A 26546-nucleotide genomic window follows, 5' to 3' on the forward strand; every position below is an offset into this window, starting at 1 on the left:
TCAGCATTGCTGCGGTGAATACGTTCCCGGGCCTTGTACACACCGCCCGTCACGTCACGAAAGTCGGTAACACACGGATCCGGGCCGACTCCGCTTTCGCCTTCCACTACAGCCGCCCCGTACTCCGGACAGGTTTAGGGTGCCCCCGTGAATGTTGATGATCTCCAGTGGCAGAAGGCCCATCTGGGCGGTGTCCTGCCGCGGTTCGTGGACGAGATCCTGGCACGCGGGGGCCTCGAGACCCTGGTGGAGGCGGCGCGTGAACGCGAGGACTGGTTCTGCGCCGTGGGCGCGGTACGAGGGCTGTGCGCTGCAGGGGAGTTCGAGCGGGCCTGGACGGTCGTGGAGGCGTTCGCGGCGGCGGGCTGGCAGCCGGCCGTACGGACGGGGGCCGATGTCCTCGTGCGGTGGGACCGTGTCGAACAGGCGCTGGAGCTGGCGCACCCGGGCCGACGGGGGCAGGAGAGTGCCGAGGCCTGGCGGGACTACGCCGAGGCGCTGGTCCGGGCCGGGCGGGCGGACGAGGCGATGGACGTGCTGAGCCCGTACCTGCGTGAAGGGTGGGTACTGCGGAGCCTGGTGGAGATGACCGACGGGCAAGGATGCGACGAGCGGGTGCTGGAGGTGCTCACCCCGCTCGCCGAGGGATTCCGGCATGCCAAGGGGCAGCGCGGCGCCCGTGACCTGCGCGAGGCCCCGCTCGCCCCGACCGGTCACCTGTGGGAGGCACTGCCCGCACAGGCCCGGGTCCTGGAACGGTCCGGGCGCGTCGACGAGGCGATCCGGCTGCTCGGCGCGGACGTGGCCGCACGCCGGTACGGACCGGAGAACACCGTCGGGTTCTACGTCGAGCTGCTGGCCCGGCACGGTCGGGTCGAGGAGTTGCGCGACCTCGCCACCGGCGGCCGGAGGACAGCCGCCGCGAGTCCGTACGTGAAGGTCCTGGAGAACCTGGGCCGAGCCGAGGAGGCGGAGGCGTACCTGCGTGACTGCATGGCAGGCGAACATCCGGGCTGGTCCGAGAGCATCCTGATGGATCTGCTCATCCGCCAGCGCCGCTTCGACGACGCCATCGAGGCAGTGGGGCACACGTTCGACGAGCTCTACGACGGAAACCTTCTCCAGGCGGCCCTCATCCTGCTTGCCGAACAGGGCCGGCCCGACCTGGCGATCGGACTCACGGAAGGACGCAGCCCTGAGTACCTCGCGGAGAACGAGACGTACTGGCTCCGGTCCAACCGGTGGTGGCTGATGGGCGAGGCGGGACGCGCTCGGGAGGCGATCGCGCAGATCGAGGCGCTGCCGGCCGACGAGGTCGACGACCGCGAGCTGACCATCGCCTGGCTCCTCGCGCAGGACGGCCGCGTCGAGGAGGCGATCGCGCTCCTGCGCCCGCTGCCCGGCAGGTCGGCCGCGAACGACCTGGCCGAACTGCTGATCCGGCAGAACCGCCTCGCCGAAGCCGTCGCCGTCATCCCCGACGTGGCCGCCCAGCGCAGGGAGCAGGAGATGGAGCGGAAGAGGGCTGCATCCGACAGCGTCGGCGGATGGGGCGGCCCATCGACCGTGGAGGCTTCCTCGACCTGAAGCCTTTCGGCGCGGCGGTCGTCAGCGGTGCTCCGGGAGCGGGTCGGCGAAGTGCCAGCCCTCGGCGAGCAGACCGTCGACCGCCTCCACCGCGGTGCGCAGCCGCTGCTCGGGGCTGCCGGTGACCAGCAGGTAGCGGCGGCCGGTGCGCTCCAGTTCCGCCCGGAAGCGGCCGGTCATCCACGGGCGCAGGTGCGGGCCGTCGCGCAGGCCGTCGTCCTCGAAGGGCACGCCCTCGTGGTCGGTGAGCAGGTACAGATGGCGCGGGGTGCGGTCGGCGACGGCCGCGGTCTCGGAGCTGGGCGTGCCGAGGTAGCGCTCGTGCCAGATCGTGGTGGCGAAGGAGTCGGTGTCGCAGAAGAGCACCGGGGATCCTGCGCGGGCCGCCCGCTGTTCGTCGGTGTCCTGGCGGCGGGCGATGAGGGGGAACTCCTCGGAGGTGAACTCGACTTCCGTCCAGTCGGCTGCGGGGTCGGTGGCGCGCAGGGCGGCGAGCTTGTCCTCGCTGTACGCGCGGCCGTACTCGGGCACCCAGCCGGTGTCCGTCCACATGCCGCCACGGGCGCGGTAGTGGGCGGCCAGGGCCCGGGAGAGCGTGGTGGTGCCGGTGGACTCGGCACCGAGGACGACCACGCGCCGGGCGAGGGCGGCGCGCACGCCCGGGCCGAGGTACGCCCAGCAGCCCACCGGGTCCTTGCGCACGGCCGTGCCGGAGACGGGGTACGCGGTGCGGTCGAGGTCGACCAGGACCTCGGCCGCGCCGAACCGGCGGGCCAGCTCGGTGCCGTAGGACTCGGAGGTGAACACGGCGTCCACCGGGTCCGGGACGGCCGTGCGGAAGACGGCCATGTGGGCGTCCCAGACCGCGGGGTCGTGCAGGTCGACCGGGTGGTCGTCGACGGCGCCGACGACCTCGGCGTCCGGGTGGGCCTCGCGCATCCAGCTCACCCGGTCGGCGAGCGGTACCGACTCCACGGAGGCCGCGCAGACCAGGACGGTCAGCCGGTCGCACTGCGCGAGGGCGGTGCGCACGAGGTGGTGGTGGCCGGCGTGCGGCGGATAGAACTTGCCGAGGACCAGGCCGTGCCGGTACTTGCGGGCGGCGGCGCTCATGCGGTCACCGCCGTCGCGGTGGCGGCGCGGGCGGAGAGGGTGCGCCGCCAGCCGAGCAGGCCGGCCACGCACAGCGCGAGAAAGCCGACATACAGCAGGGAGGTCAGGTACAGGCCCTTGTAGGCGTAGAGCGGGATGTAGACCAGGTCGGCGGCGATCCACAGCCACCAGGACTCCAGCAGCTTGCGGCACTGGCCGTAGGTGGCGGTCAGGGAGAGCGCGGTGGTGAGCGCGTCCCAGAAGGGGACGGTGGAGTCGGTGGCCCGGTCCAGCAGGAGGGTGAGGGCGGCGGTGCCCAGCACTCCGGCGGCGGCGAGCCAGGCCCATTCGACAGCCGTGGTGCGGCGTACCGGCAGGGCGCCGGCGGTGACCGGTCCGGCGCCGCGGGCCCAGGTCCACCAGCCGTAGGCGGCCAGTGCGATGAAGACGACCTGGAGACCGGCGTCGGCGTACAGGCCCGCCTGGAGGAAGAGCACGATGAAGAAGACGTTGTTGGCTATGCCGACGGGCCAGTTGGCGATGTGCTGACGTGCCACCAGCCAGACGCAGAGGGCGCCGGTGGCGAAGCCGAGCGCTTCGGTCCAGCTGAGGTTCCAGTTCACGAGCGGACTCCTTAATAGTCATCTCGACTATAAACAGAGTGGCGGGTGAAGGACAAGGGAGAAACCCGCGGGCACGCCGCAGCCAGGCCGGCGGTCTTCATGAGAGTCCGGCTGTTCGGCGAGCTTGCCGGCCGAGGCCCTTCGCCCTGCCGCTTCTCTAGAGCCGACGGCCTCTCCCGCCCGTCCTGATCCGGGCCGGACCGTCCGTCCGTCCGTCACAGGGCCCCAAAGGCCCATTCCCCGCCGGTGGCCGGCTCGTCGTGACCGTCGGCGCGGGCTTCCCCGGCCGCTTCGGGCGGCCCCTCTACGCGCTGTCCGAGCTGCCGTGGGAAAGGCGCTTCGCCCGTCTGGACGAGACCGTCGCGCTGTGGCGGGCCCTGTGGGATGGTGCCGACTCCTTCCACGGCGAGATCCACCGGTTCTCCGACATCCCGCCCGCGACCCGGCCGTACCGGGCCGGCGGCCCGCCCGTCTGGCTCGGCGGCGCCACCCCTGCGGCGCTGGCCCGCACCGGCCGGTCGTACGACGGCTGGCTGCCCTACCCGCCCGACCCCGCCGACTACGCGACCGGCCTGCGTCAGGCCCGCCGTGCCGCCGTCGACGCCGGGCGGGCAGCCGAGGACATCACCCCCGCGCTGTTCGTCTCGGTACGGATCGACGACGACGCCGAGCACGGACGCCGGGCGACGGACGCCTACGCGCGGGCCACGTACGGCATGCCCCTGGAGGAGCTGGAACGGATCCAGGCCGTCGTCACCGGCTCCGCCGACCAGGTGCTCCGGCGCCTGGACCGGTACGTCGCCGCCGGCGCCCGGCACATCGTCGTCCGGCTCGCCGCGCTGGACCTGCGCACTCAGCGCGACCAGCTCGAACGGATCGCGGACCTGATCCCCGCCGTCCGCAGCACAGCAGTTCACGCCGCCGGCTCGGGATGAGCGAGCGGCAGTGGCGGCCGGCTGCACCGCCGAGGACGGCTTCCGCGCCGAGCCGGGCGTCCCGCTCGCCCGCCGGGCCTCGCTCTTGTCCGGAGCTCCAAGAGCCGTGCGGTGTCCCGGTCCTGAACCACTGGGGTGTCACCCCGGTGCGAGGGCACCGGGGTTCCAGGTTTCGTGTGGACGACCGGCTCGGTACGCCCCCGCGAGAAAGGCGTCGTCATGACCGTCACGCGTCCCGTGGTCTTCATCCACGGACTCTGGCTGCACAGCAGCTCCTGGCAGCCTTGGATCGACCTGTTCGGCGAGCAGGGTTACAGCCCGTCCGCGCCCGGCTGGCCCGGCGACCCCGACACCGTCGAGGAGGCACGCCAGAACCCCGAGAGCATCGCCGGACACGGCATCGACGACGTGGTCGAGCACTACGCGGCCCTGATCGCGGACCTGCCGGTACGGCCCGTCCTGATCGGTCACTCCTTCGGCGGCATGATCGCGCAGAAGCTGCTCGGCCAGGACCGCGCCGCCGCGGCGGTCGCGATCGACGCCGCGCAGATCAAGGGCGTACTGCCGCTGCCGCTGTCCGCGCTGAGGGCGACGTTCCCGGTCTTCAAGAACCCGGCCAACAAGCACAGGTCGGTCTCCCTGACCGCGGAACAGTTCCGGTTCGCGTTCGGCAACGCCATCGAGGAGGAGGAATCGGCGGCACTGTACGAGCGCTGGACCATACCGGCGCCGGGCAAGCCGCTGTACGAGGCCGCCTCCGCCAACTTCGACCCGCACTCGCCGGCGAAGGTCGACACGGACAACAGTGGACGCGGTCCGCTGCTGCTCATCTCCGGCGGCAAGGACCACACGGTGCCCGAGACCGTCACCCGGGCCACCCTCAAGCAGTACCGGCACTCCGAGGCCGTCACCGACATCATCAACTTCCCCGACCGGGGGCACTCCCTGACGATCGACGGAGGCTGGCGCGAGGTCGCGGACACCGTTCTGACCTGGGTGCGGCAGCAGAATCCGGAGCCCGGGCGATGAGCACCCGGCCGCCCGAGGCCGCCGGAACGTCCGGCCCCGACGCGGGCCTGGCGGGACGTACGGTGGTGGTCACCGGCGCCGGGCGCGGCATCGGGCTGGCCGTCGTGGAGGCCTTCCTCGCGGCCGGCTCCCGCGTCGTCGCGGCATCGAGGTCACGCACCGACGCCCTCGACGAGCAGGTGAAGCAGGGGGCCGAACTCACCGTCGTGGAGGTCGACCTGGCGACACCCGACGGTCCGTCGGCGCTGCTCGCCGAGGCCGTCGCGGTCCACGGCGGTGTCGATGTCCTGGTGAACAACGTGGGCGCGGTACGGCCGCGGGTGGACGGTTTCCTGAGCACGACGGACGCGGACTGGGACTGGACGTTCACGGTCAATCTCATGGCCGCCGTCCGCACCACCCGGGCCGCCCTCCCGCATCTGCTCGCCGCCGGGGCGGGCTGCATCGTCACCGTCTCCTCCGTCAACGCCCGGCTGCCGGACCCGCTGGTCATCGACTACGGCGCGGCCAAGGCGGCACTGACCAACTTCTGCAAGGCCCTGTCCAAGGAGGTGGGTCCCCGCGGTGTACGGGTGAACACCATCGGTCCCGGCCCGGTGGAGACGGCGCTGTGGCAGGGCTCCGGCGGCGTGGCCGCCGCGGTCGGCCGGTCCCGGGGCGTCGACCCCCGGGAGGTGGCCCGCGGCGCGGCCGGGCAGTCGGTGACCGGCCGCTTCAGCCGGCCGTCCGAGGTGGCCGACCTCGTGCTCTACCTCGCCGGACCTTCGGCGGCGAACATCACCGGGGCCGACTTCGTCATCGACGGCGGTCTCGTCGAGTCCCTCTGACCCGTCGACCGACGGCCACGGTCTTCACCCCGGACGACCCGCGGGTCCTCGCCCGCCGCCCGCGCGACTCCGCGCACCTGGAGGCCGGCCTGCGGCTCCCGGCCATCCTGAGCGAGCAGGAGCTCCGAACAAGAGCGGGCCCGTCGGACGGCGCCCACGTGGGCCCGTCGGGCGCGCCCGCTCTTGTTCGGCCGGGGGCCGCGTGCCGTGGGCACGTCCCGCCGTCCGCAGCGCCGCCTTCCGTCATGAGTCGCCGGGTACGGAACACCACGGCCTGGCGCAGCACGACCCCGCCGACACGGTGGCGGCCCCGGTCGACGCGCCGGCCCCGCTGCGGCCTCTCCCACCGGAGCACCGGGAAGTCCTCGTGCACACCTGCCCCCGCCGTGCTGCAACGGTTCGCGTGCCGTACGGACGCGAGCATTCCGGCCCGAGGGTCCAGAGCGAGAGTGCACGATAGAAAAACACTGCACCATGGGAGCGGTCCCACAGGGCGGACAGCCCGCCACGCACCGCACGCGAACGGCAGGACCAGCGGCCGCGACCCGGACGCGACGCCCGCCCCGTCCGCCCTTCGAGCGCGCCCACGCCCGAGCCGGTCACTGCATCACGAAGGGGCTTGCCATGGTGTCCGACGTTCCCTCCGCGCCCGGGCCGCCGATGGTCGGTCGGCTCGCGGAGCGTGAGGCGATCGGAAGGCTGCTCGCATCGGTCCGTGACGGCTTCAACGGCGTCCTGGTGCTCCACGGCGACGCGGGCGTCGGCAAGTCCCGGCTCCTGCGGTACGCGGCCGAGTCCGCCCAGGACCTCACGGTCGTGAGGCTGGTCGGTGTCGAGGCCGAGACCCGGCTGAGCTACGGAGCACTGCACCGGCTCCTGCGGCCCTGCCTGGACCGGCTGCCGGCCCTGCCGCAACGCCAGTGCGACGCCCTGAACGCCGCGTTCGGGCTGACCGACGCACCGCCGTCCGACCGCCATCTGGTCGGGTTGGCCACGCTGACGCTGCTCTCGGCCGCCGCCACGGCGGCGCCGATGCTCTGCCTGGTCGACGATGTGCAGTGGCTGGACCGCGAGTCGGCGGAGACGCTGGCCTTCGTGGGCCGACGCCTGTACGCGGACTGCCTCGGGCTGCTGTTCGCCGGGCGTGAAGGCGCCGGCGACCTCGCTGTCTTCGGCGATCTGCCCGCACTCCGGCTGGAGGGGCTCGCCGGCCACGAGGCCAGGGCCCTGCTGAGCGCCCGTGTGACCGGGCACCTGAACCGGTCGGTCGCCGAGCGGCTCGTCGCCGGCACCGGGGGCAACCCGCTCGCGCTCCTGGAACTGGCGGTGAACCTGGGCTCGGAACGGCTGGCCGGGGTCACCCCGCTGCCCGAGCCGCTGCCGGTCAGCCGGCAACTGGAGGAACACTTCCGGCGGGCGGCGGCGCTGCTGCCCGCCGACACCCAGACCCTGCTGCTGCTCATGGCCGCGACGCCCACGGACGACCAGGCGGCACTGTGGCGTGCCGCCGGCGCGCTGGGACTGTCCATCCGGTCCGCCGCACCCGCCGTCGCCGCGGGGATACTCAACCGCGGCACCACCGCCGAATTCCGCCACCCGCTGATCCGTTCCGCGGTCCACTCGGCCGCGTCCGCGGACGAGTTGCGCAGGGTCCAGACGGCACTGGCCGCCACGAGCGCCCCCGAGCGCCGCGCCTGGCATCTGGCCGAGGCGGCCGACGGCCCGGACGACGACGTGGCCGCGGAACTCGAAGCCGCCTCGGAACTGGCCCAGGCTCGTGGCGGATACTCCGAACAAGCCCTGGTCCTCACGCGGGCGGCGGAGCTGACCGCACATCCCGGCAAGCGGGCCGAGCGGTATCTCGACGCCGCAGCGGCACACCTCACCTCCGGCAACCTGTCGGCGGTCCAGGCGCTGCTCGAACTCGCCACTCCCCACCTGAGCGGCCCGGTGGCCCGGGTTCAGGCGACTCGGCTGCGGGCGTCCGTAGAGATGCTCCGCGCCCGCCCCCGCGAGGTGCCCGCGATGCTGCTGGACGCGGCGGCCGAGCTCACCACCACCGATCCGACGGCCCGCTGGGACCTGCTGCGCGAGGCGATGCAGGCCGCGATCATCGGCGGCCGGATGATCACCGGGACGACACCCCGCGAGGTCGCCGAAGCCACTGCCGACGCCTGGCACGAAGCGGCGTTGCCGGCCGGGAGTCCCGATCCGCTGATGGCGGCACTGGCGCGCTCCATCGCCCACGGCTACGCGGCGGGGGCCCCGGCCCTGGTGGCGGCCCTTGACCGGTTGCGCAGCGCCGACGAGCTGCACGAACAGGACGCGTTCAGCGTCATGGTCGGCATCGCGGGCGACGAGGTGTGGGACATCGAGGGCAAGCGGGAGATCCTGCAGAAGCTGGTGGCGGCGGGCCGCGCTCGCGGCGCGCTCTACGGGCTCAGCCTTGCCCTGCTCGCCCTTGCCAAGGCGGAGATCTGGAACGGCCGGTTCGCCGCCGCCGAAAGCTGCTTCATCGAGTCGGACGACTACATGAACGCGACGGGATACTTCAGGTCGGGAGACTTCCACAAAGCCCTGCTGTACGCCTGGACCGGCCGGGAAGCCGAACTGCGGGCCGCCGTCGCGACGATGCGCGCCATGTCCGACAGTCACGGCACCGGGGTGACGTACCGGTGGGCCGCCCAGGCCCTGAGCATCTTCGAGATCGGCCGCGGGCGCTACCGGGAAGCACTCGACGCCCAGCTCACCATATTCGCCGACCACCCCTTGGTCCTGGGCGACATCAATCTCGCCGGAATGGTCGAGGCCGGGCTGCGGGCCGGTGATCCCGGAGCCGCCGCCCTGGCCATGGAACGTATGGAGGAACGCGCTCCGCTCGCCGCGACCCCGTGGGCGCTGGGACTGCTCGCCCGCTGCCGGGCCCTGATGACCGACGGCGACAAGGCCGAGCGGCTTTACCAGGAGTCGATCGCGCAGCTCGAGAAGGTTCCGGTGGCGGTGGACCTGGCGTGGTCGCGCCTGCTGTTCGGCGAGTGGCTGCGCCGCCGCAGACGTCGTGCCGACGCCAGGGTCCAACTGCGCTCCGCCTTCGAGTCCTTCGAGTCCTGGGGAGCCGTGCCCTTCGCCGAACGGGCGAAGGCGGAGCTGCTGGCCACCGGGGAGACGGCACGCAAGCGGACCGCCGACACCCGGTTCGACCTCACCCCGCAGGAACGTCATGTGGCGATGCTGGCCGCGTCGGGGCTGACCAACACGGAGATCGCCGGCCAGCTGTTCATCACCACCTCGACCGTCGAGTTCCATATGAGCCGGGTGTTCCGCAAGCTCGGCATCACGTCGCGCAGGCACATCGAGCGCAGGCTGGGTGAGACTGATCCTGGCGATTGACCGCGGGAAGCCCCGGGGCCCGACCGGTCGAGCGCGCCGACCCGACGGTCTCACCGGTGGCCGTATCCGAGCGGTGCCCGGCCGAGACGGCCGATCCTTCCGGAGGCATATTTCACTGGAGTGTCCAGCTCCCGGCCTTGCGCGGGTCATGCCATGCCCCTTATAACCGTCGGTGCAGCATCGGTGGGGGTGGCTGGAAAGGGCAGTTGCCGCCGGCCAGGGGGATCCTCAGCTCCGCCGGGAACGGACCGCAGCGTACGCAGACCCACGGAGACCCGAGGACATGACCGACCACGCCTTTCGCGATGCCATGACCCGACTTGCCGTCGACCCGGCCTTCAGGGCCGAACTCGACGGTGACACCGAGGAGGTGGCCCGAAGACTCGGCCTGACACCCGCACAGGTCGACGAGCTCCGCGCCCTGCGCGTCGAGTCCGGCGCCGCCGGGGGGCCGGCCGCACTCGACCCGCGGCTGTCCAAGTCGTCGCTGTTCTTCGGGAGCGCCGCACACGCGCTGGCCCACCATGACGCAGCGCATGTCCCTGTCGACCATGTGCCCGGCGACCAGGCCTCCGTCGAGCACACTACCGACCTGTCGCTTCCTGCCGACGGCCACGCCGGCGCCGACGGCCTCGACGTCTCCGCCAGCGGTGCCCAGAGCCTGCTCGGCGGAGGACTGGCCCGGCATTCACCGGCCGATGTGGGCGGCGGATTCGGCGAGTTCGGCGATTTCGGGGGATTCGGGAACGAGGCCGGGTCGGACCTCGGCGGGCTCGGTGGGCATGACGGTGGAGGTCCCGACGGCAGCCTGGGGGACTTCGGCGGCTTCGGGGACGCGGCCTCCGGTGACGGCGGCTTCGGAGCCGGTGGTACCGACGGCGGCTTCGGGGACGGCGCGTTCGGCGGTGGGTCCGGTGACGGCGCGTTCGGCGGTGGGTCCGGTGACGGCGGCGCCGACGGCGGGTTCGGCGGTGGCTTCGGCGGTGGGTCCGGTGACGGCGGGTTCGGCGGTGGCTTCGGCGGTGGGCCCGGTGACGGCGGCGCCGACGGTGGCTTCGGGGACGGCGGGTTCGGAGACGGCGGTGCCGGGTCCGGCGACGGCCTCGGCGGATTCGGTGGCCTCGGCGGACACGGCGGTCACGGTGGTGGATTCGGTGGCGAAGGTGGCGGCGACGCGGGCCGCTTCGGGCACGGCGGCATCTACGACCGCGGCGACGACGGCGGTGGGGACAGCGGCGGCGGTGAGGGCGGCGGCGGAGACAGCGGCGGTGGCGGAGACAGCGGCGGTGGCGGCGGCGGCGACCAGGAGAACACCGGACGCCGACCCGGCGGCGGTGAGGGGGGCGGCAGCGGCGGCGGAGAAGGCGGTGGCAGCGGCGGCGGTGAGGGCGGCGGCGGAACCGGTGACGGTGGTTCCGGTCACGGCGGCTCCGGTGGCGGTGAGGGCGGTGGCCACGGCGGTTCCGGCGGCGGCGACGGCGGGGGTTCCGGTGGCGGCGACGGCGGAGGCGGCGAAGAGGGCGGCGGTCACGGTCACGACGGCGGCTCCGGCGGTGGCGGCTCCGGCGGCGGCGAAGGCGGCAGCGGCGGCGGGGACCAGGAGAACACCGGTCGGCGGCCCGGCGGCGGCGGTGAACCCGGAGGCGGCGACGGCAACGGCGGCGGCAGCCAGGAGAACACCGGGCGCCGTCCTGGCGGTGGCGGTGGAGAGCCCGGCGGCGGCGACGGCGGCGAGGGCGGCGGCGGTGGCCGCGCGGGCATGACCGGCGGCACCGAGCGCATGCGCGGCGGTGTGAGCGCCCCCGGCCTCGGCAGCATCTCCACCCACCTCTCCCCCTCCGCGCCCGGCACCGACGGCGGCTTCACCGACGGAACGTTCACCAGCGGCTCCGGCGCGGGCTGAGCCGGCGCATGCTCTGCCACGCCTGCCGCGTCCATGTGCGGCGCGACTTCCCGTACTGCCTGCACTGCGGCACACTCCGCCGCGGCGCGGCACCGACGTCGTACGCCGCGCCGCAGCTGCGCGGCCTCGACGACCCCGCCCTGCTCGTCCCGCTCACCGGTCCGGTCACCACCCTGGGCCGGGGCGCGGACAGCGACGTCGTCCTGTCCGACGCCAGCGTGTCGCGGCGCCATGCCCGGATCGTGCGCACCGGGTCGGGCTTCCGGATCGAGGACCTGGACTCGTTCAACGGCACCGCCGTCGCGGGCGTCGACCTGCACGGCGGCGCCGCCCAGCTCGCCGACGGCACCGAGCTGTCCGTCGGCGACGTACGCCTGGTGTTCGAACAGCCCCGCGACGCCCACATCGGCCAGCGCACCCAGGTCGTCGGCACCCAGCTCACCCAACTGCCCACCGCGGCACGGGAGGAGGCGGCACCGGAGGCGAGCGGCCCGCTCACCGCACGTCCCCGCCGCCGCTCCGGCTGGGCGCTCAAGCAGCTGCCCGCCGACCGCGGCGAGGCCCGCTGGGTGCTCAACAGCACCCGCACCGGCAGGTATCTGGAGCTGGACGAGCGCGAGGTCTTCCTCTGGCAGGCCGTCGACGGCGAGAACACCGTACGGGACCTGCTGTTCGCGTACGCCGACCGCTTCGGCGAGCTCGCCCTGCCGCGCATCGAGGCGGCGCTCGCCGCGTTCGCGGACGCGGGACTGCTGCGTGGTCTGCCCGGGCACCCCGAGGCGGCGGAGCGCACGGGCTGGCGACGGGTGGGACACGCCGTGTACCGGGCGCTGCTGAAACTGGAGATCTCGGTCCCCGGCCTCGACCGCACCGTCGCCCGCCTGTACCAGGCCTTCGGCTGGCGGTTCTTCACCCGGACCGGGGTGACGCTGGTCTGGCTGTCGGTGATCGGCGGACCGGCGGCGTTCTTCGTCGCGCAGCAACGCCAGCGCCTGCTGGACTTCGGCGGCGCGGGCGTCCGGGGCCCGGTGCTGCTCGCCGCCGGATACATATCCGCCCTCGTCGTCCACGAGTTGACGCACGCCCTGGCCGTGAAGTCGTACGGTCGCAAGGTCAGGCGCGGCGGTTTCCTGCTCATGATGGGCATGCCGTTCGCGTTCGTGGACACCAGCGACATGTGGTTCGGCACCCGCTGGTCGCGTGTCGTCGTCGCGCTCTCCGGGCCGCTGTCGACGGCCGCGCTGGCCGGCTGGTGCGCGGCAGGCGCGGCCTTCCTGCCCGCCGGAGCGGCCCCGGCCGTCCTCTTCCAACTGGCCTTCGGGCTCTACCTGAACACGCTCTACAACTTCAATCCCCTGATGCCGCTGGACGGTTACCAGGCGCTGACCGATGTGCTGCGGATGCCGCGGCTGCGCGAGGAGGCGAGCGCCTACTTCCGCAAGGGGCTCTGGCAGGACCTGCGCACCGGCAACCGGCCGGGGCCGCGGCAGGCGGGCATGGCCGCGTACGGGCTCGCGGTCGTCGTCGGCACGTACGGCTTCCTCGTCCTCGCCCTGCTGGCCTGGCGCTCGCGGATCGGCGACCTGCTGGACGGGTGGCTGTCCCCGGCGTGGACCTCGCTGGTCGAGGCGGTCGTGGTCGCCCTGGTGGCCTTCCCGGTGTGGTCCGCGCCGGTGCGCTGGCTGGCCCGCCGGGTGCGGCGCCGGCGTGACGCACGGCAAGCCCCGCAGGCTCCGGCGATGGGCACGGTCGCGGAGGGAACGGCATGAACGAAGGCACCGGCAGACCCGGCCCGTGGGCCGTCCCCGGTTACGAAGAGGTGCGTACGCTCGGCGAGGGTGCCGGCGGGCGGGTCGTCCTGGCCCGGCACACCGCGACCGGGATACCCGTGGCGGTCAAGTATCTCGGCGAACACCTGCGTACCGACCGGGAGTTCCTCGCCCGCTTCCGCGCGGAGGCCCGGCTCCTCGGCGAGTTGCGCCACCCGTGCGTGGTGCGGCTGTACGAGTACGTCGAGGCGCGCGGCGGTGCCGCCATCGTGATGGAGGCGGTGGACGGCGTCAGCCTCCGCCAACTGCTGCGCCGGCACGGGGCGACCGGCCCCGAGGCCGCCCTGGTCCTGCTCAAGGGCTCGCTGCTCGGCCTCGGCGCGGCCCACGAGGCCGGGGTGGTCCACCGCGACTACAAGCCCGAGAACGTGCTGGTCCGTGCCGACGGCACCAGCGCGCTCGCCGACTTCGGCATCGCCGTACGCGCCGGCCGCGAGACCGAGGCCGCCGGCACGCCCGCCTACATGGCGCCCGAGCAGTGGCAGGGCGAACCGGCGGGACCGGCCGGCGACGTGTACGCCGCGGCGGCCGTCTTCCACGAGTGCCTGACCGGGCGCCGCCCGTTCACCGGCGACGACGTGACGGCGCTGCGCCTCCAGCACCTGCGGGCCCCCGTCCCCCTGGACGACGTACCCGACCCGGTACGCGGACTGCTGCGCCGGGGCCTGGCCAAGGACCCGGCGGACCGTCCGGGCGTCGAGGCGTTCCTCGCCGAGCTGGAGCGATCCGCCATCGAGGGGTACGGCGCCGGCTGGGAGGAGCGCGGACGGCGCAGGCTCGCCGAACTCACGGCGCTGCTCGCCCTGTTGTTCCCGTTCACCGCGACGGCGACCCTCGAGGCTCCGGCCCGGGCCCTGACCCTGCTGGGCCGGCTCAGGCGCGCCGGGTGGAAGGCCGCCGCCGGGGCCGCCGCGCTGGCGGCCGTCGCGGGCGCGGTGACGTCCGTGGCGGCCCGTCCGCACGACACGTCGACGACGGTGGCCAGTTCAGTGCCCTCGGCACTGAACTCGCCTGCACCGACCTCCTCTTCGCCCTCCGCGTCCATGTCCGCGCCCGGTGCCTCGCCCACGGACGGCACCAGCCCGACCGGGACCCCCTCGGACGGCCCGACGGTCTCCCCCAGCCCCACACCGAGCACCGCCGCGCCGACGGAGTCCCCCACACCGACGACCGCGGGCCCGGCCACACCCACACCCGCACCGACACCCACGCCCGGCACGATCACGATCACCATCGGCTCCTGGCAGCGAGGGCAGACCCCCGGCACGCTGGTCGCCGACGTCACCGTCGACACGACCGGCACCGGGCCCGTGACCGTCACGGCCGACTACTACGTGAACACGCCCGCCGATCCCTACGGCCACCGGACGCAGCGACTGTCCGGCAGCACGCACTACCCCGTGACCTTCGTGGCCGACTTCGCCAACCACCCGTGCCGGGGCACCTGGACGGTCACGCTCACCAGCACTCCGGCGGCGGCGAACGGACCCCAGACGGCCACCCTGGACGCACCGCCGTGCTGAGCTCCGTACCGAGCGAGAACGAGAACGGATCGGCATGACGACAACCACCACCGTCGCCGGGCGGACCCTGTCGGGCTGGTCGCGCGACTCCCGCCACGGCACCTGGTACGCACTGCTCCCGGTCAGGTCCGGCGAGCCGGTGCTCGGCGCGCTGCGCATCGACCGTGCCCTGCTCGCGCCGGAGGGCACGCGCGAGCGGCTCGCGGCGGCCGTGCTCGCCGTCGGCAGGCTCCGGCTGCCCGGGGTGCTCGGCACGGTCGACCTGGTCGTGGAGGCCGGGGAGGTGTGGCTGGTCACCGCCCGGCCACCGGCTCCCACCCTCGCGGACCTGCTGGCCCGCGGGGACACGGGCCCCGACGCGGGCAGCGCGGCCAGCGTCCTGAACGAGACCGCGCAGAGCCTGCTCGCCCTGCACGCGGCCGGCCTCGCCCACGGAGCCCTGGACGCGGACACCGTCGTCCTCGCCCCGGACGGGGTCGCCCTGCTCGCCGAGGCGGCGCTGGGCACGGTGCTGGGCGACGCACCTGACTCGGCGCGCCGCGAGGCGGACCACACGGCCTGGGCCGGTCTGGCCCGCACCCTCGGTGAGGCCTGGGTGACGCCCGGCACCCCCGCAGCCGCTCTGCTCGCGCGGTGTTCCGCCACCGCCGACACCGAGGGGCTCGCGGCGGCCCGAGCGGCACTGGTCGCCGGGCGCGCGGCGCTCCCGGCGGGTTTCCTGCGGCGTACGGAACTCCGCGCGGCGGCGGCCGCGGCGACCCCGGTGCTCGCCACGGCCGCGCCGGGGGAGGAGAGGCGGGCGGACACCGACCGTGTGTGCGCTCAGGGAGGGGAAGGCGAAGCCCTCGGTGCCGCACCAGGTGCTACCGAAGTCGCCGGTGCCGAAGACGCCGGTACTGACGACGTCGGCCCCGAAGACGTGGTTCCGCAGGTGGCCGGCCCCGGGCACGCCGTGCCGAACGTGTCGGATGTGTCGGATGTGTCGGACGAGCAGCTCACCGTGCCCGGCCGGCCCCGCTCCGCCCCGCACCGGGCCCGCTCCGCCGCCGCGGACGAACAGGCCACTGTCCTCGGCCGACGCAATCGCACCCCCGCCGCATCCCCGACAGCGACACGTGCCGAGGCGACGACGACGCCTCCGACCGGCGAGGACGACGGCGAGATCCTCCTGCGCTTCGGCCCCGGCGTCCCCCTGGAGGCCCAGGAGGTGCTGCGCGCCCAGTGGCGTACCGCACCCGTGCCGCCGGGCGGCCGCCCGCAGCCTCGAAGGCGGCGGGCCTGGATCGCCACGACGGCTTTCCTCACCGCCGCGGCCGTCCTGCTCTGGCTGCTGCTGCGGCCGGACCCGGCCCCGGCGGTCACCGCCGTCGAAGTCCGGGCGCCCGCGGGGCAGTTGCACTGCGGGCAGACCGCCGATCTGGTCGGCGTCGTGACCACGGACGGTCGCGGCGGCCCGGTGACCTACCACTGGCTGCGCAGCGACGGCCACGACTCCGGCGAGCTGGTCCACATGGCCCGCCGGGGCGATCGCAGGGTCACCGTGCACCTGCGCTGGACGGTCCGCGGCCCCGGAAGCTTCCGCGGATCCGCACGCCTGCGGATCGCGCACCAGCCCGAGCCGATCGAGGCGCAGGCGGCCTTCGACTACACCTGTTCCTGACGGCTCCGGCCACCGGCTTCCGGACAGCCTCGGCCACCGGCGCGCCGGTCGGAGCAACGATCGGCTCAGGAAGACTCCGTGGCCCCCGGTGCTGTGGTCACCAGGGCCGTGACCAGCCGTCGGATCAACGGGCCGGCGGCCTGCGGTTGCGGGCCCGGATGCATCAGGAGGTGGTGGACCGTGCCGGTCAGGGCGAGGGCCAGCATCGGGCAGTCGGCGTCCGGGGCCACTCGGCCCAGCCGTTGTTCCGCCTCGAGGTAGCGGGTCATCGCATCCTCGACCGCGCCCGGTCCCGGAGTGCCGTCCGCCCAGGAGCGGGCCACGCGCTGGGCGACCTGGGTGCGGGAGAGCGCGGCCGCGGCGATCGCGGGACCGCTCGTGCCGAGCATCGCGAGTGCCGCGGCGGTGAGGTTGTCGTGCACGCTGCCGCTGCCCGCCCGGTCGGGCAGCGGTCCCACCTCCGCGGCGATCCGCGCGAACCGGTCCAGGACGAGTTGCGTCACGAAGTCGTCCAGGTCCTCGAAGTGGTTGTAGAGCAGCCCCTTCGCGCAGCCCGCCTCCTCCGTGACGGACCGATTGGTCAGGCCGGCCGTGCCTTCGCGGGTCAGAACCCGCTCCGCCGCGGCGAAGAGCCGCTCCCGGACATCGGGGATCGCTACTCCGCGTGGGGACATCGGTTCCTCCGGACGACACTTGCCAGTATGGGCGAACGCCCATACCTTGGAATGGGCAGATGCCCATACTAGCTCTCCGGCAGGAGCGATCCCATGTACGAGCTCGTCAACACCGCACAGTCCCAGGCCTGGAACGGCGACGAGGGACGGCACTGGAGCGACCACCACGACCGCTGGAACGCCGTCAACGAAGGATTCGACGAGCCCCTCCTCACCGCGGCCGGGATCGGCCCCGGCGACCGCGTGCTCGACGTCGGCTGCGGGACCGGGCAGACCACGCGACTGGCCGCCCGTACCGCTGCCCGAGGATCGGTCCTGGGCCTGGACCTGTCCGGCCCCATGCTCGACCGGGCGCGCCTGCTGGCCGCACGGGAGGGCCTGGGCAACATCGGCTTCGAGCAGGGTGACGCCCAGGTCCATCCCCTGCCCGAGGCCGGGTTCGACGTGGCCGTGAGTCGCTTCGGGGTGATGTTCTTCGCGGATCCCGCCGCCGCGTTCGGCAACATCGCCCGCGCCCTGCGCCCCGGCGGACGGCTCGCCTTCGTCTGCATGGCGGACCCGGCCCGCTGCGAGTGGGCCCAGGTGTACGGCGCGGTGAGCGCGGCCCTGCCCTCCGCGCCACAGGCGGCAGATGGCCTCACCGGCCCGGGCATGTTCTCGCTCGCCGACCCGGTCGTCGTACGCGAGGCGCTCGGGCGGGCCGGCTTCGACGACGTACGCACCCAAGCCGTCGACGCACTCGGGGACTTCGGCCGCGACGCCGACGACGCCGCCGAGCACCTCCTGGGGTCCGGCCCCGGACGGCATCTGGTGGAGCGGCTCGGCGCCGCGGGCGATGGCGAAGGGGCCGAGCGCGTGCGGGCCGCACTGCGCGCTGCCCTCGCTCCGTACGAACAGGCTGCCGGGATCCGTATGCGGACCGGGGCGTGGCTGGTCACGGCCGTCCGCCGGTGACCGCGACGTCCGCCCCTCCGCCGGACCTGGAGTGGCGGGCGCGCCAGGGCGGGGGCGGGGGAAGTCGAGCTGTTCTCGAGCATTCCCTGTCACCGTGGGCGTCACGTCTGGTCCGTCACTCATCCCCGTGGTGACGGACCAGACTTCATGCCGCCGGACCCATGGGGTCGGCCCCCTGCGCAGGGGCATCGGACTGACAGGCCGTCAAGCGGCCTTACGATGAAGCCTGATGGGCTCTCCCACCCGGTGCAGATGCGCAAGCGCCTCGCGGTAGGACTGGATCAGCCCGGTCTCGTGGTACGGCACCCCGATCTCCGCGCAGTACGCGCGCACGACGACCTGGGCGCGCCGCAGGTGGGGAGTGGGCATGCCGGGGAACAGATGGTGCTCGATCTGGTAGTTGAGCCCGCCGAGCAGCAGATCGGTGACCGGGCCGCCGTGGACGTTGCGCGAGGTGAGCACCTGGCGGCGCAGGAAGTCGGGTCGCTCGTCGCCGGTGAAGGTGGGCATGCCCTTGTGGTTCGGGGCGAAGGTGCAGCCGAGGTAGACACCGAAGAGGCACTGGTGCAGGGCGAGGAACGCCACCGCCTTGCCGGGCGAGAGCACCAGGAACAGCGCGGAGAGGTAGGCGGCCAGGTGCAGGAAGAGCAGACTCCCCTCCAGCAGACGGCTCTTCATGAACGGCGAACGCAGCGCCCGCACACTCGACACGTGCAGGTTGAAGCCCTCCAGCGTCAGCAGCGGAAAGAACAGGAGTGCCTGGTGACCGCCTATGAGGCGGGCCAGGCCGCTGCTGTTGCGGGCCTGCTCGGTGGACCACACCAGGATGTCCGGGGCGACATCGGGGTCGAGTTCCTCGTGGTTGGGGTTGGCATGGTGGCGGGTGTGCTTGTTCATCCACCAGCCGTAGCTCATGCCGATGCCGAGGTTGCCGTAGAGCCGGCCCCAGATCTCGCTCGGGCGCCGCCGTCGGAACACCTGCCGGTGTGCCAGGTCGTGGGCCACGAGCGCGACCTGTCCGAAGAGCAGGGCCATGAAGGCGGCGACGGCCAGTTGCCACCAGGTGTCGCCCAGCACCACGAAGGTGGTCCAGGCCGCCGCCAGCAGCCCGGTCACCAGGCCCAGCCGCACGGTGTAGTAGCCGGGGCGCCGTCGCAGCAGACCCGCCTCGGTGATGCGCTGCGTCAGCCGGGCGAAGTCGCTGCCCGCGTCCGGGGCGGATCCGCGGGGGCGGACCGCGGACGTGGCGGTCGCGACCGTGAGGTCGGGAAGAGTTGTCATGCAGTGAGTCTGGGGAGGGGCGTCCCCTCGGCAGAAGCCGGTCAGTTGCAGGCTTCCAGGGGGGCTGTCCCCCCACCGCTTCGGGGGGTCGTCACCAGGCCCGCACCTCCTGACCTAGGGTTTTCTCCGGGTTTGAGGACGTCGAGCCGACAGAGGTGACGTACCGGATCGTCAGCGACCGCCGTACAGAGTCGCCAGATCACCCGAGAGCGCGGCACGAACCTGGCGGGTGCGCTCGTCGGCCAGCACTTCGACTTCGTCGTTGAGCAGCGCGGTCATGGTCTGCTCCGCCACGTCGGCCGCGCTGATCTTCGGCGAGTCGATGAAGGCCGCCAGGTCGGTGTCGACGTAGCCGGCGTGCACGCCGACCACCAGGGTGCCCTGCTCCTGCAGCGCCAGCCGGAAGGCGTTCGTCAGGGACCACTCGGCGGACTTGGAAGCCGCGTAGCTCGGCAGCTGGCGGTTGGCCACCCACGAGGCCACGGACAGCATGGTGACCAGCGCTCCGCCTCCGTTGGCGGCCAGTACGGGTGCGAACGCACGCGAGACGGCCCAGGTGCCGAAGTAGTTGACCTCCATCTCGCGCCTGGCCCCGTCGAACGCCCCCTCCAGCAGAGACGGGCCACCGGCGACCCCGGCGTTGTTGATGACGATGCTGACGTCCCCGGCGGCGGCCGCTGCCGCGGCGACCTGTTCCTCGTCGGTGACGTCCAGGCGCAGTGGCACGAGCCCCGGGTCCTCGACGGACTCCGGATCCCGGACACCGGCGTACACCTTGACGGCGCCGTGTTCGAGCAGCGCCTGCGCGAAGGCCCGACCGATTCCACGATTGGCGCCCGTCACCAGGGCCACCGATCCCTTGATGTCCATGATCGTCCTTCCTCTGGGCGGATCCGAGGGACTCCCCCTTCGACGCTAAGCCCTGGACACCGGCTCAACCACCGGTCGGCCGGGGCGTCGGCCGGGGCGGGCGCGGGCCGGCCCGTTCGTCCCCGTCGGTGTTCCGGTCGATGTCTCCCTCGATGTCCCGGTCGACGGCCCGAGGCGCGACAGGCAGTACGCAGCGGAACACACTGCCCGCGCCCGGCCGCGTCTCCAGCTCCAGGCGGCCGCCGTGGCCCTGCGCGATCGCGGCCGCGATGGCCAGGCCCAGACCGGAACCGCCCTGGTCGCGGGAGCGGGAGGGGTCGGCACGGTAGAACCGCTCGAAGACCCGCTCGGCGCCGGCCGGATCGATACCGGGACCGTCGCCGGCGACGACGATCGGCCCCTGGATCGTCGTCGCCGACGAACTGGAGCGCTGCCGCGACACGGACGGCTTCCCGGACCTCGGCCTGACGGTCGAGGTCGACGGCGTGCAGGTCGGATCCGACCGGTCCGGGCACATGGGCCGGCGCTCCGAGCACAGGGGGGCGCACGCGTCGCGGGCGTCGTCAGGTGAAGGCCGGCGACGTGCTCGCCTCGGGCACCTGCGCCTCCGGCTCGCCGGCCGAGTCCTGGGGCCTGAGTCCTGAGGTCGCAAGGGCTGGCTCGCTCGACCCGCCGCCCCTGCGGATCGGGGTTGTCGTGGGTGTGCGTCCACGCCGGAGCCGGGCCCGGGACGGACCCGGCCCCGTCGTGGACGCACGGCGCAGTCGGGGTCAGCCCTCGAAGATCTCGCGGAGCTTCGCCTCCTGCTCACCGCTGAGGTTGGAGCGGATCAGCTGCGCGTGGCCTCCCGGGAGCTCCGCCTTCACCCGGTCCACCACGGCGTCCTGGGTGAGCAGGAAGAGCGCCGAGGTGCCGGGGGTCACCTCGGCCTTCACGGTGTCGATGAGGTCGTCGTCGATGCCGACGTCGGCGAGGCTGCCGCCCAGCGCGCCCGCCGCGGCCCCGATCGCGGCACCCAGCAGCGGCACGAAGAAGATCAGGCCGAAGAGCATGCCCCAGAACGTCCCCGACAGGGCGCCGACGCCGGTGAGGTTGCGCAACTGCCGCGTCTTGGGCTTCTTCGCGCCCTCGGGCCAGCTGACGACGGCGGCGTCGACCACCTTGATCAGTTCCTGCTTCTGCAACCGGAGCAGAGCGTCCTCCGCCTTGTCGGCGCGATCGAAGGAGTCGAACTTCCAGACGGTAAGAGTCGCCACGTTTTTCCTCCAGTGCACGCGGGAGATACCCGAGGTCGGTGCGACCAGTAAACGATCCCGCCCGAAATGGTGCATCTCGGTGCATGTGGCACGAAGGCCGCCCAGTGAACGCTCCTCACGCCGTCCCGAGGCCGCCGGACTTGTCCGCAAAGCCGCCCTGGTCGCCTGATGCGGCAGGCGACGGCAGGTAGTCCTCGACGGTCACCGAGTTGTAGAAGCGTGCGCTCTGGGTGGTGAGCCGGACGAGGGCACGGCTGGGGCCGGCGGGCAGAGCGGAGATCAGACGGGCGCCCTGGGCCAGTCCCCACACACCGAGGCGGGACCTGGGGATCAGGGTCTTGGCCGCGTTCAGCGCGACCGCACGGCTGCCGTGCACGTGCTGCGCCATCACGCGCTCGTAGGCGGGGAAGGCGCGCTCGTGGTCGCCGCCCGCCCGTGCCAGCTCTGCGGCGAGTACGTACGCGCCGACCACGGCCAGGCTGGTACTGCCGCCGACGGCCGGGCCGGGGCAGTAGCCCGCGTCGCCGACGAGCGTCACCGTCCCCCTCGACCAGGTGTCCATGCGCAGCTGCGTGATCGAGTCGAAGTAGAACGCCGGGGTGCGGTCGAGTTCGCCGAGCCAGCCGTCCACGTCGGCGTGCAGGCCGGCGAACGCACCGCGCAGCAACTCCTTCTGCCGGGGCACGTCGTGGTGGTGGCAGTCGAGTTCGCGCTCGCTGCGGAACAGGAACAGCACCCGCGCCTCACCGAGGTGCCGCGCGCCGTAGATGCCTGCCGTGCGGCCGACGCCTACGTGGATGACGAGTTCTCCGTCGAGGCCGGTGACGTCCGGCAGCGTCAGCACCCCGAAGTGGGCCCCGATGAACGCCTCGGCGCGGGAGTCCTCGCCGAAGACGAGGCGGCGCACGTTGGAGTGCAGTCCGTCCGCGCCGACGACGAGGTCGAACCGGCGCGGCGCGGCGTTCTCGAACCGCACCTCGCCGTCGGGCGAGATCGCCGTGATCGAGTCACCGAAGACGTATTCGACGTCGTCGCGTGTGGCGTCGTAGTAGATCTCGCTCAGGTCGTCGCGCATGATCTCGACGTGCCGCTCGGAGGCGCCGCCGAAGATCTTGGAGAGGTCCGCCCGTACGGGTCGCCGTGCGCCCTCCCGGTGGACGGTCAGCCGGTTCGTGCCGGTGGCCCGTGCCTCGACCCGCGGGAGCACGCCCATCCTCTCCGAGATGTCCACCGCGGGCCGGAACAGGTCGACCGCGTGGCCGCCGGTCCTGCGCAGGGTCGGCGCCCGCTCGACGACGGTCACCGAGAAGCCGTGCCGAGTGAGCCAGTACGCCAGCACGGAACCGGCGACGCCGGCGCCGGAGACGAGAATCCGCATGGCACTCCTCCTGCTCGTTCAGGTCCGGGTCCGCCGTCGGATCGGCCATGAGCCCACTGTCTCCACCGGCCCCCACCGACGGATTGGACGAATGTTCCCCTCGGTCGAACCGATCCCGCGGACCGATCCCGCGGACCGATCCAGCGAACCGATCCCGCGCCCCGGCCCCAGGGCGCCCTAGGAACGCCGGCCTATGCGGTCGACCACGGCGATGTGCTGGAGGCTCCTTGTCTCGTCGTACACGTTGGTCTCTCGCCCCTCCCCGTTCACGACCTTTGTGGTGAAGCCGCCTCGGACGCGCGTGCCGAGGTAGGCGTAGGTGTCGCGGGCGAAGAGGAAGCCGAATTGGGAGCCCGGCTGGGACACGGCGATTCCGTGCCGGCCGAGGACGTCGACCTCGTCCTTGTCGATGCGCACCCCCGGGATCTCGGCGAGCACCTCGAAGGCGGCGGACTGAAGTCCCGGCGGCATCACCCGCGGTCCCTGCATGAGAAGACACACCTCGCCGAACGTCTGCATGTCCCGCATCGGCGAGTCGGGCATATTGCGATGGAACAGGACGAGGAGTTCGTCGGGGTCGGTGGGCAGCTTCTCGAGCTCGGAGTAGACGGTGGGCGGCCACGGCACCTCATGGGCGCCGAGCGGCGGATCGTGGTGGACCTTCCCGTGCTCCTGTCGGCTGGAGGGCTTGGATCCGTCGACGGACATCCAGCTCTCGTCCGTCCAGGTACGCCTTCTGCCTCCGTTGCGATACGTCCGTTCGATGTACGTCCTGGTGTAGAAGTACTGATCGTCACGCGGGATGGGCAGTCGGCCACGGTCGGCCCGCGTGGTGTCGGCGGCCCTGCGCAGGAGCTGGGCCGCGCTGAGTGTGGTGAGGTTCGGCGTGCTCGCGTCGTCGCCGTCGCGCGTGAGCGCGACCGTGACGCCTGCCGCGGCGGCAGCGGCGACACCGACGAAGGCGCCGCGCAGCACAAGGCGCCGGGGCAGCCCGCTTCGTGCGCCGCGACGCGTCTCCTGGCCGATCTCCTCCAGCAGGCGGCCCCGGGCCTCGGCGCGGGCCCGGGAAGTGAGCTGGACGTTGCCGGCTTCCCATTCAGGCAGCCCGGTGAGTTCATCCATGATCGTGCTCCTTGTGGGGTGCAGCCGCGCGAAGGGCGTCCTGAGTGCCTATGGACCGGCGCAGTTGGGCCCGTGCCCGGTGCAGGCGTGAGCGCACGGTGCCGACGGGAATGCCCAGGGACCGCGCCGTCTCCGCGTAGTCGAGGCCACCCCAGGCGGCGAGGAGGAAGACGTCCCGGTGGCGGGCGGGCAGTCCGGCGAGCGCGCCCGCCAGGACGCGCGCGGCGCGTTCGACGCTGTCTCTCTCGACGACCCGGTCCTCCATGGGCTCGTTCTCCGCGTTCCCCCCGTCTGCCGCGAGGGACGCCGCACGCGACAGCGCGCGCAGACGGCGGGCCTCGACCCGCCGATGACGTCCGACCAGATTGGTCGCGATGCCGTACAGCCACGGACGTGCCTGGGTCTGCGTCAGGTCGTAGCGACGGCGCTGCTGAAACGCGATCACAAATGTCTCCGCCATCAGATCGTCGGCCGCGTCGACGCCCAGCCGTCTGGCCACGTAGCGGTGGATGTCGTCGGCGTACCGGTCGAACAGCACGGCGAATACGTCGGGTGTCTCCCAGGACTTCTCCACGACCGAGGCGTCGGAGTCGCCATCGTGGTCGTCCCCGGCATCGGGCCGGGCACCGACGCCCGGCGAGAGCGTCACTCGTTGCCTCTTCGGTTCACGTACTTCCCCCTCGAGTCGTTCGCGTGGACACCAGTGGTTCGCCGATGCCTTGCGCGAGTTCCATCTTCACGATGTGGCCTGCGCCACATCCGGCGATCCGCCGCGTCACGTCCGGGATGAAAGCGCGGCGGTACGGGAGTTGAGGGTGGCGGCAGGGCGAGCGCCGGTCGTGGCGTCGTCGTCGGACCGCCGTCGAAAGGCAACCTCGTGCCCCCGCTGCGCCTCGGCATTTCCCTTCAGCCGCGCTGGCCGCTCGACGACGGAGCCGCCGTGCTCCGCGCCGCACGCCACGCCGAAGACCTGGGCTTCGACCATGTCGCGGTCGGCAACCGCCTCCTGGACAGCGGCTTCGGCCTCGACACGGACCCGCTGGTTCTGCTGTCGGCCGTCGCGGGCGCGACCACACGCCTGCGGCTGCTGACGTCCGTGCTCGTCGCGCCGTACTACCCGGCGCTGGTGCTCGCCAACCAGGCGGCCACCCTGGAGGTCGTCTCCGGCGGCCGCTTCATCCTGGGCGTCGGCACCGGCTGGAACCCCGACGAGTTCGATGCCGTCGGCGTCCCCGCCCGGGAACGCGGTGCCCGCACCGACGACCGCCTCGGCGCAGCCAAGGCCTTGTGGACCCGGCGACCCGCAGACTTCGACGGACCGTTCACGACATTACGCGCCGCGCGCCTGGGCGTACCTCCGGTCACCGACGGCGGTCCGCCGGTATGGGTCGGGGGCCACAGCAACGCTGCCCTGCGCCGGGTGCTGCGGTTCGGCAACGGCTGGTACGGCACCGGCGCCGACGCCGCGGAGGTCACCGACGTACGGCGCCGCCTGGGTGACCTCGCCGACGCGCAGGACACCGACCGGCTGACCCTCGCCTCGGCCGCGTTCCTCACTCCGCCGGGCCTGCCCGCGGTCATGCCGCCGCCGGGACGGCCGCTCGGCGGCACCGCGCCCACCGCGGCGAGCGTCGCCGACGACCTCGGCCGGCTCGCCGAGGCAGGACTCACCGCCTGCACCCTGTGGCTGCCGCTCGCGGCCGGGCATGTCGAGAAGGCCATGGATTGGGTCGCCGCCGAGGTGGCACCGCAGCTCACCTGAGGCCTCGGCCGGGACGAGCGAACCCGTCGCGCCACCACTGCCCGCGGCAACGACCGTCCGGTCCGCAAAAACCGGTCGGAAGCGGAATCCGCGGCCGCGCTGCGAGGTTGTCATCATCATGGCTACTCTCGGACTCATCGGCAGTGGACACATCGGCGGCACGCTGGCCCGGCTGGCGGTCGACGCGGGCCTGGACGTCGTGCTCAGCAATTCGCGCGGCCCCGAGACGCTCGGCGACCTGGTCGCGGATCTGGGCCCACGGGCCCGCGCGGCGACCCCGGCGGTGGCCGGCGCGGCAGGCGACTGGGTGGTGGTGACCGTGCCGCTCAGGGCGTTCGACCAGATCCCGCAGGCTCCGCTGTCCGGCAAGACGGTCATCGACACCGGCAACTACTACCCGGAGCGTGACGGCGAGATCACCGCACTGAAGGACGGCACCACCACGGAGAGTCAACTCCTCCAGGGCCATCTGCCGGACGCGCATGTGGTGAAGGGATTCAACAACATCTACTTCCGCCACCTGGGCGAACTGGCCCGCCCGAAGGGGGCGCCCGACCGCACCGCGCTGCCCGTCGCGGGCGACGACCCGGCGGCGGTGCAGCACGCCGCCGAACTGCTCGACCTGCTCGGCTTCGACGCGCTGGCCTACGGCGACCTCGCCGACAGCTGGCGCTCACAGCCCGGCACCCCGGTGTACGGGCTGCCGTACGCGGGCGACGCCGCCGACTTCATGAACGTCGAGGCCACCCCGGCCGGAGCCGACATCATCCGCGCCCGCATCGAGGCCGCCGCCCGCTGACACCTGGCGGGCATGCCGACCGGCCCACGCTCGCCGCCGCGCCGCTCACCGG

At 73.0% G+C, this 26546-nt stretch carries 22 protein-coding genes; 11 read left to right on the forward strand and 11 right to left on the reverse strand.

All coding sequences use genetic code 11. From position 1 onward, the window contains the following. Nucleotides 1-147 precede the first annotated feature (147 nt). Nucleotides 148-1587, forward strand: coding sequence for a tetratricopeptide repeat protein (locus ABT085_RS02645; RefSeq protein WP_351600855.1), 1440 nt, complete (start codon nt 148-150; stop codon nt 1585-1587). A gap of 21 nt (nt 1588-1608) precedes the next feature. On the opposite strand, the gene ABT085_RS02650 is transcribed toward ABT085_RS02645, so the two are convergent. Both ABT085_RS02650 and pnuC read right to left on the reverse strand, forming a co-directional pair. Continuing rightward, on the reverse strand, nt 1609-2700 hold the full coding sequence (locus ABT085_RS02650; protein ID WP_351600858.1) for an AAA family ATPase: 1092 nt from the start codon (nt 2698-2700) through the stop codon (nt 1609-1611). Beyond that, nucleotides 2697-3302, reverse strand: a complete 606-nt coding sequence (pnuC, locus tag ABT085_RS02655) for a nicotinamide riboside transporter PnuC (RefSeq protein WP_351600861.1) — start codon at nt 3300-3302, stop codon at nt 2697-2699. The genes ABT085_RS02650 and pnuC overlap by 4 nt, the downstream gene beginning before the upstream one ends. A 188-nt stretch (nt 3303-3490) precedes the next feature. Here pnuC and ABT085_RS02660 point away from each other — a divergent pair, with 188 nt between their 5' ends. From ABT085_RS02660 to ABT085_RS02675, 4 genes are all read left to right on the forward strand, one after another. After that, a complete protein-coding gene (locus ABT085_RS02660; protein WP_351601046.1) occupies nt 3491-4237 on the forward strand; it encodes an LLM class flavin-dependent oxidoreductase in 747 nt (248 codons plus the stop codon). A gap of 219 nt (nt 4238-4456) precedes the next feature. After that, nucleotides 4457-5266 carry an alpha/beta hydrolase gene (locus tag ABT085_RS02665; RefSeq protein ID WP_351600863.1) on the forward strand — a complete coding sequence of 270 codons (810 nt, stop codon included), beginning with the start codon at nt 4457-4459 and terminating at the stop codon, nt 5264-5266. Next, nucleotides 5263-6093, forward strand: a complete 831-nt coding sequence (locus ABT085_RS02670) for an SDR family NAD(P)-dependent oxidoreductase (protein WP_351600866.1) — start codon at nt 5263-5265, stop codon at nt 6091-6093. Before ABT085_RS02665 ends, ABT085_RS02670 begins: the two co-directional genes overlap by 4 nt. Nucleotides 6094-6717: 624 nt before the next feature. After that, on the forward strand, nt 6718-9483 hold the full coding sequence (locus ABT085_RS02675) for a helix-turn-helix transcriptional regulator (protein ID WP_351600869.1): 2766 nt from the start codon (nt 6718-6720) through the stop codon (nt 9481-9483). Nucleotides 9484-10171: 688 nt separating this feature from the next. Here ABT085_RS02675 and ABT085_RS02680 read toward each other — a convergent pair. Beyond that, nucleotides 10172-11311, reverse strand: coding sequence for a hypothetical protein (locus ABT085_RS02680; protein ID WP_351600872.1), 1140 nt, complete (start codon nt 11309-11311; stop codon nt 10172-10174). A gap of 83 nt (nt 11312-11394) precedes the next feature. On the opposite strand from ABT085_RS02680, the gene ABT085_RS02685 reads away from it, so the two are divergent. From ABT085_RS02685 to ABT085_RS02695, 3 genes are read left to right on the forward strand one after another with little or no spacing between them, the layout of a single operon-like run. Then, nucleotides 11395-13155: an FHA domain-containing protein gene (locus ABT085_RS02685; RefSeq protein WP_351600875.1), complete on the forward strand. Its 1761-nt coding sequence runs from the start codon at nt 11395-11397 to the stop codon at nt 13153-13155. Beyond that, nucleotides 13152-14738, forward strand: coding sequence for a serine/threonine-protein kinase (locus ABT085_RS02690; RefSeq protein WP_351600878.1), 1587 nt, complete (start codon nt 13152-13154; stop codon nt 14736-14738). Before ABT085_RS02685 ends, ABT085_RS02690 begins: the two co-directional genes overlap by 4 nt. A gap of 34 nt (nt 14739-14772) precedes the next feature. Beyond that, nucleotides 14773-16398, forward strand: coding sequence for a hypothetical protein (locus ABT085_RS02695; RefSeq protein ID WP_351600881.1), 1626 nt, complete (start codon nt 14773-14775; stop codon nt 16396-16398). 65 nt (nt 16399-16463) lie between these two features. Here the strand turns inward: ABT085_RS02695 and ABT085_RS02700 are convergent, their stop codons facing one another. Beyond that, entirely contained in the window at nt 16464-17072 is a 609-nt protein-coding gene (locus ABT085_RS02700) for a TetR/AcrR family transcriptional regulator (RefSeq protein WP_351600883.1), read from the reverse strand. Between the two features lie 93 nt (nt 17073-17165). On the opposite strand from ABT085_RS02700, the gene ABT085_RS02705 reads away from it, so the two are divergent. Next, nucleotides 17166-18026, forward strand: a complete 861-nt coding sequence (locus ABT085_RS02705) for a class I SAM-dependent methyltransferase (RefSeq protein WP_351600886.1) — start codon at nt 17166-17168, stop codon at nt 18024-18026. A 204-nt stretch (nt 18027-18230) separates the two neighbouring features. Here ABT085_RS02705 and ABT085_RS02710 read toward each other — a convergent pair whose 3' ends face one another. The 7 genes from ABT085_RS02710 to ABT085_RS02740 all read right to left on the reverse strand — a co-directional run bounded on the left by ABT085_RS02710 (nt 18231) and on the right by ABT085_RS02740 (nt 24582). Next, entirely contained in the window at nt 18231-19307 is a 1077-nt protein-coding gene (locus ABT085_RS02710; protein WP_351600889.1) for a fatty acid desaturase family protein, read from the reverse strand. Nucleotides 19308-19478: 171 nt separating this feature from the next. Further along, a complete protein-coding gene (locus tag ABT085_RS02715) occupies nt 19479-20177 on the reverse strand; it encodes an SDR family oxidoreductase (protein WP_351600891.1) in 699 nt (232 codons plus the stop codon). A gap of 64 nt (nt 20178-20241) precedes the next feature. Continuing rightward, nucleotides 20242-20619 carry an ATP-binding protein gene (locus tag ABT085_RS02720; RefSeq protein ID WP_351600894.1) on the reverse strand — a complete coding sequence of 126 codons (378 nt, stop codon included), beginning with the start codon at nt 20617-20619 and terminating at the stop codon, nt 20242-20244. A 328-nt stretch (nt 20620-20947) separates the two neighbouring features. Beyond that, entirely contained in the window at nt 20948-21433 is a 486-nt protein-coding gene (locus ABT085_RS02725; RefSeq protein WP_351600897.1) for a DUF1269 domain-containing protein, read from the reverse strand. A 115-nt stretch (nt 21434-21548) separates the two neighbouring features. Continuing rightward, a complete protein-coding gene (locus ABT085_RS02730) occupies nt 21549-22811 on the reverse strand; it encodes an FAD-dependent oxidoreductase (RefSeq protein WP_351600900.1) in 1263 nt (420 codons plus the stop codon). Nucleotides 22812-22988: 177 nt separating this feature from the next. Beyond that, nucleotides 22989-23933, reverse strand: coding sequence for a CU044_5270 family protein (locus ABT085_RS02735; RefSeq protein WP_351600903.1), 945 nt, complete (start codon nt 23931-23933; stop codon nt 22989-22991). Beyond that, the gene (locus ABT085_RS02740) at nt 23926-24582 is read right to left on the reverse strand and encodes an RNA polymerase sigma factor (protein WP_351600911.1); all 657 of its coding nucleotides are present in this window, start codon (nt 24580-24582) and stop codon (nt 23926-23928) included. The genes ABT085_RS02735 and ABT085_RS02740 overlap by 8 nt, the downstream gene beginning before the upstream one ends. A gap of 228 nt (nt 24583-24810) precedes the next feature. Here ABT085_RS02740 and ABT085_RS02745 point away from each other — a divergent pair, with 228 nt between their 5' ends. Together ABT085_RS02745 and ABT085_RS02750 are read left to right on the forward strand one after the other, a co-directional pair. Continuing rightward, complete coding sequence (locus ABT085_RS02745) at nt 24811-25695, forward strand: TIGR03619 family F420-dependent LLM class oxidoreductase (protein WP_351600914.1); 885 nt, start codon at nt 24811-24813, stop codon at nt 25693-25695. Nucleotides 25696-25813: 118 nt separating this feature from the next. Continuing rightward, nucleotides 25814-26494 (forward strand): NADPH-dependent F420 reductase, encoded by a 681-nt coding sequence (locus ABT085_RS02750; RefSeq protein WP_351600917.1) that lies wholly within the window; start codon nt 25814-25816, stop codon nt 26492-26494. The last annotated feature ends 52 nt before the right edge of the window (nt 26495-26546 follow it).

Source organism: Streptomyces sp. NPDC002265, assembly GCF_040296125.1.
GTDB lineage: Bacteria > Actinomycetota > Actinomycetes > Streptomycetales > Streptomycetaceae > Streptomyces.